At 72.6% G+C, this 12,172-nt stretch carries 15 protein-coding genes; 7 read left to right on the top strand and 8 right to left on the bottom strand.

The genetic code is table 11. The features are described 5' to 3' along the window. The first annotated feature begins 171 nt into the window (after positions 1 to 171). Together ACLJQE_RS06440 and ACLJQE_RS06435 are read left to right on the top strand one after the other, a co-directional pair. Positions 172 to 456 (top strand): helix-turn-helix transcriptional regulator, encoded by a 285-nt coding sequence (locus ACLJQE_RS06440; protein ID WP_410638045.1) that lies wholly within the window; start codon positions 172 to 174, stop codon positions 454 to 456. 73 nt (positions 457 to 529) lie between these two features. Continuing rightward, positions 530 to 1,483 carry a prephenate dehydrogenase gene (locus tag ACLJQE_RS06435; protein ID WP_410638335.1) on the top strand — a complete coding sequence of 318 codons (954 nt, stop codon included), beginning with the start codon at positions 530 to 532 and terminating at the stop codon, positions 1,481 to 1,483. Here the strand turns inward: ACLJQE_RS06435 and ACLJQE_RS06430 are convergent, their stop codons facing one another. Together ACLJQE_RS06430 and ACLJQE_RS06425 are read right to left on the bottom strand one after the other, a co-directional pair. Beyond that, positions 1,484 to 1,693, bottom strand: a complete 210-nt coding sequence (locus tag ACLJQE_RS06430; protein ID WP_410638044.1) for an antitoxin — start codon at positions 1,691 to 1,693, stop codon at positions 1,484 to 1,486. Positions 1,694 to 1,716: 23 nt separating this feature from the next. Continuing rightward, on the bottom strand, positions 1,717 to 3,684 hold the full coding sequence (locus ACLJQE_RS06425; protein ID WP_410638043.1) for an FUSC family protein: 1,968 nt from the start codon (positions 3,682 to 3,684) through the stop codon (positions 1,717 to 1,719). A gap of 68 nt (positions 3,685 to 3,752) precedes the next feature. Between ACLJQE_RS06425 and ACLJQE_RS06420 the strand changes: the two genes are divergently transcribed. Next, on the top strand, positions 3,753 to 4,202 hold the full coding sequence (locus tag ACLJQE_RS06420; protein WP_410638042.1) for an SRPBCC family protein: 450 nt from the start codon (positions 3,753 to 3,755) through the stop codon (positions 4,200 to 4,202). A 107-nt stretch (positions 4,203 to 4,309) separates the two neighbouring features. Continuing rightward, positions 4,310 to 5,077, top strand: a complete 768-nt coding sequence (locus ACLJQE_RS06415; protein WP_410638040.1) for a polysaccharide deacetylase family protein — start codon at positions 4,310 to 4,312, stop codon at positions 5,075 to 5,077. On the opposite strand, the gene ACLJQE_RS06410 is transcribed toward ACLJQE_RS06415, so the two are convergent. The 4 genes from ACLJQE_RS06410 to ACLJQE_RS06395 all read right to left on the bottom strand — a co-directional run bounded on the left by ACLJQE_RS06410 (position 5,074) and on the right by ACLJQE_RS06395 (position 7,918). After that, positions 5,074 to 5,553 (bottom strand): carboxypeptidase regulatory-like domain-containing protein, encoded by a 480-nt coding sequence (locus tag ACLJQE_RS06410; protein ID WP_410638038.1) that lies wholly within the window; start codon positions 5,551 to 5,553, stop codon positions 5,074 to 5,076. The two genes, ACLJQE_RS06415 and ACLJQE_RS06410, sit on opposite strands and share 4 nt — an antisense overlap. Then, the gene (locus ACLJQE_RS06405; RefSeq protein WP_410638037.1) at positions 5,550 to 6,155 is read right to left on the bottom strand and encodes an RNA polymerase sigma factor; all 606 of its coding nucleotides are present in this window, start codon (positions 6,153 to 6,155) and stop codon (positions 5,550 to 5,552) included. Before ACLJQE_RS06405 ends, ACLJQE_RS06410 begins: the two co-directional genes overlap by 4 nt. Before the next feature lie 422 nt (positions 6,156 to 6,577). Beyond that, positions 6,578 to 7,243, bottom strand: a complete 666-nt coding sequence (locus tag ACLJQE_RS06400; RefSeq protein WP_410638036.1) for an SGNH/GDSL hydrolase family protein — start codon at positions 7,241 to 7,243, stop codon at positions 6,578 to 6,580. A gap of 63 nt (positions 7,244 to 7,306) precedes the next feature. Next, positions 7,307 to 7,918 (bottom strand): NAD(P)-dependent oxidoreductase, encoded by a 612-nt coding sequence (locus ACLJQE_RS06395; protein ID WP_410638035.1) that lies wholly within the window; start codon positions 7,916 to 7,918, stop codon positions 7,307 to 7,309. 84 nt (positions 7,919 to 8,002) lie between these two features. Here ACLJQE_RS06395 and ACLJQE_RS06390 point away from each other — a divergent pair, with 84 nt between their 5' ends. Further along, positions 8,003 to 8,566, top strand: a complete 564-nt coding sequence (locus tag ACLJQE_RS06390; protein WP_410638034.1) for a TetR/AcrR family transcriptional regulator — start codon at positions 8,003 to 8,005, stop codon at positions 8,564 to 8,566. Here the strand turns inward: ACLJQE_RS06390 and ACLJQE_RS06385 are convergent. Then, positions 8,563 to 9,051, bottom strand: coding sequence for a GbsR/MarR family transcriptional regulator (locus ACLJQE_RS06385; protein WP_410638033.1), 489 nt, complete (start codon positions 9,049 to 9,051; stop codon positions 8,563 to 8,565). The two genes, ACLJQE_RS06390 and ACLJQE_RS06385, sit on opposite strands and share 4 nt — an antisense overlap. 93 nt (positions 9,052 to 9,144) lie before the next feature. Here ACLJQE_RS06385 and ACLJQE_RS06380 point away from each other — a divergent pair, with 93 nt between their 5' ends. Next, positions 9,145 to 10,041: an ATP-binding cassette domain-containing protein gene (locus ACLJQE_RS06380; protein WP_410638032.1), complete on the top strand. Its 897-nt coding sequence runs from the start codon at positions 9,145 to 9,147 to the stop codon at positions 10,039 to 10,041. Further along, a complete protein-coding gene (locus tag ACLJQE_RS06375) occupies positions 10,038 to 11,672 on the top strand; it encodes an ABC transporter permease (protein WP_410638031.1) in 1,635 nt (544 codons plus the stop codon). The genes ACLJQE_RS06380 and ACLJQE_RS06375 overlap by 4 nt, the downstream gene beginning before the upstream one ends. Here the strand turns inward: ACLJQE_RS06375 and ACLJQE_RS06370 are convergent. Continuing rightward, positions 11,669 to 12,136 carry a hypothetical protein gene (locus tag ACLJQE_RS06370; protein ID WP_410638029.1) on the bottom strand — a complete coding sequence of 156 codons (468 nt, stop codon included), beginning with the start codon at positions 12,134 to 12,136 and terminating at the stop codon, positions 11,669 to 11,671. The two genes, ACLJQE_RS06375 and ACLJQE_RS06370, sit on opposite strands and share 4 nt — an antisense overlap. Positions 12,137 to 12,172 lie beyond the last annotated feature (36 nt).

Below are 12,172 nucleotides of genomic sequence, written 5' to 3'. Positions count from 1 at the left end.
CCACGGCGGCGGCTGGGCGTTCGGCTCCGCGGCCGGCCAGGACGAGCGGCTCTGCGTCCCGGTGCGGGCCATCCCCGGGCGAGGCGGCGGCTGGGCTCGGCGGCGGCACGGGAGCTCGCCGCCCGGATCGTCACCCTGCTCTCGGACGGCGGCTCGGCGACCCGTACCGCGGTGGAACAGGCCATCACCGGGAACCTCGTGCTGCGGCTGTCGTACACGGACGCGGCCGGGCACGAGAGCGAGCGCGTCGTCGAACCGGCCGGGCTGCTCACCGCCGGCGGCCGCTGGTACCTCATCGCCTGGTGCCGCACCCGGCGGGCCGGCCGGGGCTTCCGGCTGGACCGGATCGTGGCGGCGGCGCCGACCGCGGAACCGGCCCGGCCCCACGACCTGACCGAACTGCTCCGCGGCTCGGCCGCCGCCGGCGCGGTTCCCTCGGCCGCCTTCGCCCCTTGAGAAGGCTCGCCGCCGCGCGGTAGCCCGAGACGGGCCCGGCACTGGCAGGATGGGCCCCGTGCGAGACGTATGCGTGATCGGGCTCGGGCTGATCGGCGGGTCACTGCTGCGCGCGGCGGCCACCAGCGGCCGCACGGCGTGGGGTGCGGCGGTTTCCGAAGTGGACGCCGACGCGGCGAGCAGAGCGGGCTACGACGTCACGACGGACGTCGAGACGGCCCTGCACCGGGCCGCGGCCGAGGACGCGATGGTCGTGCTCGCCGTGCCGCTCCCGGCCGTCGAAGACCTGCTGCGCCTGGTCAACCAGCACGCGTCGCACTGCCTGCTCACCGACGTGACCAGCGTGAAAGCGCCGGTGCTGGACGCGGTCCGCCGTCGCGTGCCGTACACGCGGTACGTCGGCGGGCACCCGATGGCCGGGACGTCGAACTCCGGCTGGCTGGCCGGGGACGCCGCGCTGTTCCAGGGCGCCGCCTGGGTGATCACCGTCGAGGAGGACACCGACCTCGAAGCCTGGGCCGAGGTGGCGAAGCTCGTGCTGGACGTCGGGGCGCACGTCGTCCCGCTGCCCGCGGAGTCGCACGACGAGGCCGTCGCGCGGATTTCGCACCTGCCGCACCTGCTGGCGGCGATCCTGGCCACGATCGGCGCCGAGGGCGGCCCGCTGGCGATGTCGCTCGCCGCCGGGTCCTACCGCGACGGCACGCGTGTCGCCGGCTCGAACCCGCAGCTCGTCCGCGCGATGACCGAAGGCAACCGGGACGCGCTGCTGCCGATCGTCGACGAAGCACTGGGACGGCTCGGCGCGGCGCGGGGCTCGCTCGCGTCGACCGGGGGGCTCGCGGCCACGATCAACGCGGGATACGAAGGCGCGCAAGCGCTTGCCGCCGGCCTGGACGCCGAACGGGCCGGGGTCCGGATCAGCTTGGCCGCACCGGACGCGCGGCAGGGCCTGATCGCCCTCGGCGAGCGCGGCGGCCGGATCACCGGCCTTTCCGACGGGATCGCGACCGGCGAGGTCCAGTAACTACCGCGCCGGCGGGTTGTCGGGCGTGTCGTCGAACTTGTTGAGGAAGTCCTTCGCCTTCTCGACACCGCTGTCGATCTGGCTGTCGTGCCCGGCGAACTTCGACTTCGCGAAGCCGGCGGCCTTGTCCAGACCTTCCTCGATCTTGTCGTTGTGCTCGCGCAGGGCCTCTTCGGCCTTGCCCTTCAACGCTTCGAAGTCGATTCCCATGGGTGCATTGAACCGCACGGACCTCACGTGCGCCGGTGGTAGGGCAGGAACCGCCGGACGAGGCCCAGCGGCGCGCGTTCGGCCAGGTCGGGGCCGCGGACGGCGTCGAACGCCGACTCCAGCTGGTCGACCACCCCGGCCAGCTGCGGGGCGTCCGGCAGCGGCATCGACCGCGGTTCCCGCTGCTCCCGGACGGCCGCCGCGAGTTCACCCAGTGCGGCCGTCAGCAGTTCGACGTCGGCCGGGCCGGGCGGCGGCACTCCCCGGCCGATGGTCACCCCGACCTCGGTGACGGCGTCCGCGACGCGCTCCTGCGCGGCGATCACCGGCCACCACGCCACCGCCTGGCGGCCGTGCGCGGACGGCTCGACGACGGCCTGCTGGAACGCCGTCCGCAGGTCGGCCAGTGCCCGGTAGGCACCGCGCCGCGCCCGGGACCGCGCCAGCCGCGCCTCCCCCGACGACGCCTCGACCAGCGCGTGCGAGACGTACTTCGCGACCGCGTCCAGGCCGTCGGCCAGCCGCCCGCCCACCCGCGGGCGCCGGCTGCCCGGCCACAGCAGGTAGCCGAAGACGAGCACGATCACGCACCCCAGCACGGTGTCGACCAGCCGCGCCAGCACGACGTTCCAGTTGCCGGTGTGGGACAGGCCCATCTGCAGGATGATCAACGGCGTCACGAAGGCGCTCTGGATGCCGTAGTTGCGCACCTTCCCCACCGCGATGCCGCCGGCGAAGACCGCGCTGAGCACCACCAGCACCCACCCCTGCGCCCCGAGGCCGAGCACGGCGGCGCCGATCCCGACGCCGATGACCGTGCCGATGCCACGCAGCACCGCGCGGCCGAAGACGGACCCGAAGTCGGGCTTGAGCACGATGCCGACGGTCAGGGTGATCCAGTACGACCGCTCCAGCGGCACGAGCAGGCCGACGCCCTCGGCGATCGCGACGCACAGCGTCAGCCGCAGCGTGGCGATCCAGGTCAGCGGGCCGGACGCGAGCGAGCCCGCCCACTCCCGCAGGCGGCGGTGCCACGGCGTCGGCTCCCGGCGCTTGCGGTCGTCGCCCTTGCCGATCCGGACCAGTCCCGCGTAGAGCGCGGCGAGGACCGGGTCGGGGTCGCCGGGCGGGGGTGGCGGCGGGGGCGGCAGCGGCTGACCGGCCAGCACCGCCGCCGACAGCGCGACGAAGTGGTCGATGACCTCGCGGGCCGGGCGGCGGCCGGCGTTGACCATCGCCACCGACGCCTCCACGGCGGGCGTCGTCGCCGAGAGCAGGTTGAGCAGCTGCCGGTAGGCCGCGTCGCGGCCGGACAGCCAGGAGCGTGCGGTGAGCAGCTGGTCGTAGGCGGTGTTCATCGCCGTGGTCAGCCGGTGGCGGGCCACCCGCGAGACGGCTTCGTCGGTCGCCGACAGCATCGCGGCCAGCTCGACGTAGACGTGCGCGACGGCGGTGCGTTCGGGGCTGGTCGCCCGGACCGTCCAGGTGACGAGCGCGACCAGGAGGCTCCACGCCGCGCCCAGGCAGAAGCAGCCGAAGAGGACCTCGACGCGGACACCGGTCGCGTGCTGTCCGGTGGCGAGCACGCAGAAGACGATCATCTGCAGGCCGGCGACCGAGGCGTTGCTCCCGGCCGCGCTGATCACCGCCGACACCGCGGCGACCAGGATCACCGCGGGCACGGACAGCGCGGGCGTGCCGCCGGTGAGCAGCCCGACGAGGTAGCCCGCGGTCGCGGCGAGCGTCGCCCCGCCGAGGCGCCGGGCGCGGTAGCGGTAGGGCCCGGCCGATTCGGACAGCACGGCGGGCAGGGCACCGGTCGAGACGAGCGCGCCGACGGCGATGTCCCCCGCCGCGTACGCGACCGCGAGCGGCACGGCCAGCGCGGCCACGGCCCGGGCGACCATGTTCCACGGCACCGGCACCGGCGTGCTGCGCAGGAGCTGGACCAGCCAGTGCGGCGCGGCGAGGTCGGGGCGCGGCGTGCTCACCCCCTCATCTTGACCTACGCTCCCGGAGACGATTAATTATCAACCTGTCAACAACGTGGGAGGTTCCGGTGGGTCGCAAGTACTCGTTCGAGGTCAACCGCACGAGCACCGCGCCGCCGGAGGCGCTCTTCGCGCTGGAGACGGACGGCCCGCGCTGGGCGGAGTGGGGAAAGCCACTCATCGTCCAGGCCCGCTGGGCCCGCCGGGGCACCGCCGAGCCGGACGGCGTCGGCGCCGTCCGCGAGGTCGGCCTCTGGCCGGTGCTGATCCGCGAAGAGACCCTGGAGTACGAGCCCGGCCGCAAGCACGTCTACGCCTTCGCCGGTGGCAAGCCGCTCCACGACTACCGCGCCGAAGTGCTCTTCACGCCGGCCACCGGCGGCGGTACGCACCTGCGGTGGACGGGGTCGTTCACCGAGCCGGTTCGCGGCAGTGGCCCGGCGCTGGCCGCCACGCTCCGGGCAGTGATCCGGTTGATGTCCGGCATGCTGGTCAAGGCGGCCGAAACCGGGCGCTGACCTGGGTGGTTCCGGCCACACAAGATCGCCACGCGCAACTTCCCCTCCCCGTCCACGTCACTCTTTCGGGTGGTCTTCACGATCGCTGGCGAGAGAGGGGACGCGGGATGAAGCGACTGGTGGCGGTGGTGGCCGCGGCGGCGCTGGCCCTCACGGCGTGTTCGGCAGGCGAGCCGGACCGCCGGGAGACCGGCACGAGCCGGCCCAACCCGGCACCACAGGGCGTGGGCCCCGACGTGCGGGCGTCCGGGCCGTACCCGTTCGGCACGGTCCAGCAGAAGGCGCCCCCGGTCGAGAACGGCCAGGTCCCGCTCATCCGCCGGATCGCCACCGGCAAGCCGTACGTGTTCCTCACCATGGACGACGGCGCGGTGAAGGATCCCGACGCGCTGAAGCTGATGCGGCAGAACGGCACCCACCCGGTGCTGTTCCTGAACCAGAAGTACGTCCAGGGCCACGAGGCCTACTTCAAGCAGATCCTCGACGCCACCGGCGCCACGCTCGGCGACCACACGGTCGACCACCCGAACCTCAAGGGCAAGCCGTACGAGTTCCAGCGCAAGGAGATCTGCGACGACGCCGACGACTTCCAGCGCGGCCTCGGCATCCGCCCGGCGCTGTTCCGGCCGCCGTTCGGCAACTACGACCAGAACACCCTGCGCGCGGCGGCCGCCTGCGGGATGCGTGCCGCGGTGCTGTGGACGGCCGCGGTCAACGATGGGCACGTCCAGTTCCAGTCCGGCGACAAGCTCAAGCCGGGCGACATCGTGCTGATGCACTTCCGGAAGACGTTCAAAGAGGACTACACGGCGTTCGTCGAGCAGGCCGAAAAGGACGGGCTGATTCCCGTCCCCCTGGCCGACTTCCTGGGTTAAAGCACGACCGTCGGGGTCACGACGGTCCGGCGGCACGACACGTCACCGAGGTGCACGAGGATCTGCGTCGTCCCGCGCGGCACGTTGTCGAGCACGAACCGGCCGCCTTCGTCGGCCATGGTCGACGAGGTGCCGTGCTCGGCGACGCGCACTTCGACGCCGTACTGCCCGGCCGGCACCAGCCAGCCGTCGATGCGGTGCAGCTTGCCGATCTTGGTCAGGTTGATCATCACCGTCAGGTCGCTGACCGTGAAGGTGATCGTGCCGGTGCCGCCGCCGCGGACGCCGGCGAGGTTGTCCAGCCGTTCCCACCGCGCGACCTCGACGTCGAGGTCTTCGAGGGCGAGCGCGAACTGCACCCGCTGCACCAAGTCACCCGGCGGTGGGTCCAGCTCGTCGAGGAACCGGCCCAAGTCGGCCAGCAGCACGTCATCACCGAAGGAGGCTTGGCCCCCCGGTGCCCCGAGGTCGTTCATCGGCTTCCCCCTTCACTGGCGAGGAGATCGCGCATCTGGTCGAGGCAGCGACCCCTGGTCGGGCCGACACTGCCGCGCGGCATGCGCAGCGCCTCGGCGACGAGCTGGTACTCCGCGCGACCCGCGAGCACGGTCAGCCGGAGCAGTTCCTGACAGCGGTGGGGCAGCCGGACGAAGGCGCGCCAGACCCGGCGGTCGCGGTCGGCGCGGACGGCTTCGTCTTCGGGTGCCGGTTGGGTGCTCGGCATGGCTTCGGCGACCTCGTCGCTCAGCGGCACCGGCTGGATGCGGCGGCCGAACGGGTGGGTGGCCTCGCGGCGGGTGGTGGTGATCAGCCAGGCGGCCAGCGCCTTGGGGTCGCGGAGCTTGCCGAGCTGGCTGAAGAGGGCGAGCCACACGGTCTGGACGACGTCTTCGGCGACCGCGCGGTCGAGCCCGTTGGCCCGGGCGACGTGCCAGACGAGCGGGGTCAGCTCTTCGACGAGGCGGGCCATCGCCCGGCGGTCACCTTCTCTGGCGGCCTGCATGCACGCGGCGTGCAGCTCGGCGCCGGTCAGGCCCTCCCACGGCGGATCTACCTCTGTGGTTTGCACGTCGGTCACCGTATCTGCCCCTCTTCGGAAGAGTCTTCCAGTCGGCAATGGCAGTATCGCGGGTCCTTCGGGGGGAAGGAGCGTGCAGGTGGATCTCGGATACATCAAGGTCACTTACTTCGTCGGTTGTGCACTAACCGGGCAACTGGCGGTTCCACGAGGTACCGGCCGGCGCGGGCGGACCCGCGCCGGCCGGTACTCCCCTCCCTCAAGGGCCCGCTCCCCAACGGGCCCCGCCGGGTGCCCCCTCCCCCGAAGGGCACCCGGCCGACGGTGTCCGGCAGCCCCCTCGGCTCCCGGCCACCGCGTTCACTGCGAACGCGACACCCCCTGTCGTGTTCCCTTTCGTGCTTGGCTGCTCCACAGGACGCAGTGGGGGCGCCGCCAGATACCGGATCCGGCGAAATTTTTTGAAGATCGACGCTGAGCGGCTAACTGATCACGGCGTGTGCCAGCGTCCCGGCCCACCGGGCGTAGCCGGCGGGGCCCGGGTGGAACCGGTCACTCGCGAAGGCGGCCGGGTCGAGCAGCTCCGGATCCATCGGGACGTGCCGGACGCCGGGGAGGCGGCCGAGAGCCGCGGCCGCGGTGTCGAGCGCGGCCGAGCGGGCCGAAAGGACGTCACGCAGCGGACGCGGCAGAGCGGGGAAGCGGGACATCGGTGGTACCCCGGCCAGGAGGACGTCGACCGGGCCCAGCCGGCGGCGCAGTTCGAGCACCAGACGCAGGAGGTCACGGCGGTAGCCCGCGGCCGTCCGGAGCTCGATGGTGTCGTTGACGCCGAGGGCGATCACGACCAGGTCGGCTGGGCGGACGAGCGGGACGAGCTCGTCGCGGACGATCCGGGCGTTGGCGCCGGTCCGGCCGACCGCCTGCCAGCGCACCGCCCGGCCGTCGCGGGCCAGCTCGCGGGCGAGGCAGCCGGTGAGCGCTTCCTCGTGGTCCGCCGCGCCGACGCCGTCCACTGTGGATTCACCGAGCACGGCCAGGCGGAAGGGCTCGCCCGCGCCCGGGACGAGCCCTTCCGTCGGTCCGGCCGCGCCGGGCAGCCGGGGGGTCTTGCGCTTGACGTAGACAGCTTGAGCGAGGAGCACCATCCCGGAATTAGACCAGCGGCGCGAAGCGCCTCCGTTGAGGGCGGCGGTGGCGAGGAAGGCGGATTATCCGTGGGCGATGGAAACCTTCCGCCTGATCAGGGTGGGGTCCGCCACGGCGTCGAGCAGGTACCCGGCGACGTCGGCGCGCCGGATCGTGTAGCTGCCACGCACGTTGCCGTCGAGCCTGCTCTTCACGACGCCGGTGCGCGGGCCGTTCAGCAGCATCGGCGGGCGGACCACGGTCCAGTCCACGGCACTGGCCATGACCAGGTCCTCCATCGCGCGCATGTCCGCGTAGCCGTTCTTCAGCATCGCGTTGAGCATCGGCTTCACGAGCGTCCGGGTGAAGGGGCCGTCGCCGTCGGTGTCCAGCCCGCTGGCGCTGACCACCAGCAGGCGTTTCGCCCCGGCCTCGAGCGCCGCGCGGGCGCCGTCGGCGCAGACCGTCGTCGGCTTGCGGTCACGCGCCCCCAGCGCCGACACCACGGCGTCGCGCCCCTCGATCGCCGCGGCCAGCTTCTCCTGTTCGTGCAGGCCCGCGACGACGACCTCGGCCGGCAGCTTCAGCCGGGCGGGGTCGCGCACGACGGCCGTCACGCGCCAGCCGCGGTCCAGGGCCTGCTTGACGACCTCGCCGCCGACGCCGCCGGTGGCCCCGAGCACGGTGATTTCCATGGTGTCTCCTTCGTGGTTAGTAAACACTCACCAGGTAGAGTGAGTGTTTACTAACCGAGCTGAGAACGCACTCAGGGAGCCACCATGGGAAGCCGCGAAGAGATCGTCGCCGCGGCCGCGAAGGTGATGCGCGAGCAGGGCTACGCCCACGCGACGACGAAGGTCATCGCGCAGACCGCGGGTTACTCGGAGGCGATGCTCTACAAGCACTTCCGCGACAAGACCGAACTGTTCCTCAGCGTCATGGCCGGGGCGCTGCCCGCGCTCGGCGCCGCACTGGCCGAGCTGACCGCCAATCCGGGCCAGGCACCGCTGCGGGCCAACCTGGTCCGCGTCGCCCGGCTCGGCCTGGCCTTCTACCTCGACGGGTTCCCGATCGCGGTCTCGGTCTTCTCCTCGCGTGAGCTGCTGCGGTCCCACCGCGAACGGCTCGGCGAGCGCGGCCCGCGCGTGGTGCTGGACGGCGTCGCGGCGTACCTGCGTGCCGAGCGGGCGCTGGGCCGGATCAAGGCGGACACCGACGTCGAAGCGGCCGCGGCCCTGCTGCTCGGCGCGTGTTTCCAGCAGGCGTTCCTGGCCACGTTCGAAGAGCGCGAACCCGCCGACCACGCCGAGCGGCTCGCGGACGTGCTGCTCGCCGGGCTCTAGGCGTTCTTCTCCTCGCGGAGCTTGTGCCAGCGCTCGTACATGCCGTTGAGCTCCTCGAGCATGAACGACAGGAAGTCCCGCATCTCGGCGAGCCGCTTGCCCGAGGGCGTGTCCTCGCCGAGGGCGCCGACGCCGTTCTCGGCCGCGTCGCGCCACATGATGATCATGCGGTCGCGCTTCATGAACGTGGCGTACCAGAGGTCGTCGTAGAGGCGGTAGTGGTCGCGGCGCTCGCCGGGCTCGCGCTCCTTGGCGACCAGGCCGATCTGTTCGAGGTAGCGCACCGCGCCGGAGACGGCGGCCGGGCTGACCGACAGCTGGGCGGCCAGGTCGGCGGCGGTCAGCCGGCCCTCGTCGGTGGTCATCAGCGCGGCGAACACCCGGGCGGGCATGCGCTGCATGCCGATCTGCGAAAGCACGAGCCCGAGGCTCTCGACGTACCGGCGGACGGCGTCTTCATCTCGCTTCGTGTCAGGCGTCGTCATCGGCCCATTCTCCCGTACCCGTCTCCCATGATCACTGAATCTAGACATTTTCTTAACTTCACAACTTCATGAAGCGAGTGTAGCTTCTGAACCATGGAAAACGCCATTTCGGTCATCGACCTGCACAAGTCGTTCGGCCGGACGAAGGCCCTCGACGGCCTGGACCTGCAGGTACCCGCTGGGGAGGTGCACGGCTTCCTCGGCCCCAACGGCGCTGGGAAGTCGACCACCGTCCGGGTCCTGCTCGGCCTGCTCCACGCCGACGCGGGGGACGTCCGGCTGCTCGGCGGCGACCCGTGGAAGGACGCCGCGAGCCTGCACCGACGGCTGGCCTACGTGCCCGGCGACGTCAACCTCTGGCCCAACCTCTCCGGCGGCGAGGTGATCGACCTGCTCGGCCGCCTGCGCGGCGGGCTGGACGAGCGGCGCCGCAACGACCTGATCGAGCGCTTCGACCTCGACCCCAAGAAGAAGGGGCGGACGTACTCGAAGGGCAACCGGCAGAAGGTCGCCATCGTCGCCGCCCTCGCCTCCCGCGTCGACCTGCTGATCCTCGACGAACCGACGTCCGGCCTCGACCCGCTGATGGAGGCGACGTTCCAGTACGCCATCCAGGAGGAGCGCGAGCAGGGCCGGACCGTGCTGCTCTCCAGCCACATCCTCGCCGAGGTCGAGGCGCTGTGCGACAAGGTCAGCATCATCCGCAACGGCCGCACGGTCGAGTCCGGCACGCTCGCCGAGCTGCGCCACCTGACCCGGACGTCGATCACCGCCGAGCTCGCCGGGCCGCCGAACGGGCTGGCGGACCTGGCCAACGTCCACGACCTCAAGGTCGAGGGCAACCGCGTCCGCTTCGACGTCGAGACGCGCTCGCTCGACGAAGCCCTGCGGCAGCTGACCGAGGCCGGCGTCCGCAGCCTGGTCAGCCAGCCGCCGACGCTGGAAGAGCTGTTCCTGCGCCACTACACGACCGAGGCGAGCGCGAAATGACCGCGACCCTCGAACGCCCGGCCGTCGTGGCGCCGGCCCGCGAACTGGCGGGCACCTGGCACCTCACCCGGCTCGCCCTGCGCCGCGACCGCGTCATCCTGCCGATCTGGATCGTGCTGCTCAGCATCGTCCCGGCGAGCACGGTCAACACGTTCACGCAGTTCTACCCGACCGTCGCCGACCGGCTCGCCCTGCAGGCGGGGGCGAACGCCAACCCCTCCTACGCGCTGCTCTACGGCCCGCCGTTCGACCTGACCACGGCCGGCGGGTTCATCGCCTGGCGCATGTGCGGGTTCCTGGCGCTGCTCACCGGGCTGATGGTGGTGTTCACGGTCACCCGGCACACCCGCGCCGAGGAGGACACGGGGCGTGCGGAACTGCTCGGGTCCGCGGTCGTCGGCCGGTACGCGGCGCTGACGGCGGCGGTGCTGGTGGCCGGCGGCGCGAGCGTGCTGATCGGGCTGGTCCAGGCGGTCACCATGATCGGGGCCGGCCTGCCCGCGGCCGGTTCGCTCGCCTTCGGCGCGGCGGAAGCGCTGGCCGGGCTGGTGTTCACCGCGGTCGCGGCGGTCGCCGTCCAGCTGGCCGAGTACTCCCGGACGGCCAACGGCATCGGCACGGCCGTCGTCGGCGCCGCGTTCCTCCTGCGCGGTGCCGGGGATTCCACTGTGGACGCTCGCTGGCTGTCCTGGCTGTCGCCGATCGGCTGGGTGCAGCAGGTCCGCGCGTTCGCCGGCGAACGCTGGTGGGTGCTCCTGCTGCCGGTGGGCTTCGCGCTGGCCGCCGGTGGGCTCGGGTACTGGCTGCTGCCCCGCCGCGACGTCGGCGTCGGCGTCCTGCCGCCGCGGCCCGGCCCGGCACGGGCCGCGGCGAGCCTGCGGTCGCCGCTTGCGCTCGCGTGGCGGCTGCACCGCGGCCCGCTGCTCGGCTGGACGATCGGCACGGCCGTGGCCGGCGCGGTGTTCGGCTCGATCGCCGGCGGCGTCGGCGACCTCGTCGGATCCAGCCCGCAGGCGCAGCAGATCTTCGAGCGGCTGGGCGGCAGCCACGCGCTGACGAAGGCGTTCCTCGCCGCGATGGCCGGGATGTTCGCCATGGTCGCGTCGCTGTACGGCGTCCAGGCGGTGTTGCGGATGCGTGGCGAGGAGACCGCGATCCGGCTCGAACCGGTGCTGGCCACCAGCGTCGGACGGCTGCGCTGGGCGGGCAGCCACCTGGTGTTCGCCTTCTTCGGCACGGCGGCGCTGCTGCTGTCCGGCGGGGTGTTCATGGGCCTGGCCAACGGGCTGCGCACCGGCGACGTCGGCGGCTCGCTCGCGGACACGCTCGCCGGGATGCTCGTCCAGCTGCCCGCGGCCTGGGTGGTGGTCGCGCTGGCGGTGGCGATCTTCGGGTTGCTGCCGGGCTTTTCGGCCGCGGCGTGGGCCGTCGGCGCGCTGGCGCTGCTGCTGAGCCTGTTCGGCCCGATCGTCAACCTGCCGCAGGCGGTGCTGGACGTTTCGCCGTTCCAGCACCCGCCGAAGATCCCTGGTCAGGAGTTCACGGCGACGCCGCTCGGGTGGCTGCTGGCCGTCACAGTCGCCGCCTTGGTGGCCGGGCTGGCCGGCTGGAAGCGCCGGGACGTCGGCTAACGCACCCGCAGCTCGTGGCCGGGACCGGCGACGAGCTGCGCCTGGGGCCCCGCCTTCCCGCAGGCGGGGCCGTTCGGCTCGCTGAAGGCCGGCGTCACCTCGACGGTGTGCGGTTTCCCGTCGTCGAACCGGACGGTGACCTTCACCGGCTCGGCGGGCAGGCCCGGGATGGTCGCGAAGCCCTGGAGGCCACCGGTCGGGCGCATCGAGGTGCCGCACGAATCGTCCGGGCCGGTGCCCGTGCAGGTCGTCGCGCCTGCCGTCGTCTCGGGGTGGAGGCCGACCTCGTGCGTGCTGCACCGGCCGCGCCAGCAGGCTTCGAGGGTCGCTTTCGAGATGCCGTCCGGCGACGGGATGGACAGGCCGATGCCGACGGCGAAGCCGATCGCCGGGCAGGCGACCTCCGGCCCGGCACAACCGGCCGTCACGGCGGCGAGCATCGCGAACCCCAGTACGTAACGCATACCGCCCAGACGGTGCCGGCGGACGGCGGGTTGCAT

This window comes from Amycolatopsis sp. lyj-346 (assembly GCF_046548975.1).
Taxonomy (GTDB): Bacteria; Actinomycetota; Actinomycetes; order Mycobacteriales; family Pseudonocardiaceae; genus Amycolatopsis.
Note: the sequence above shows the minus strand (reverse complement) of the source record. Positions and strands in the feature narration are given on the sequence as shown.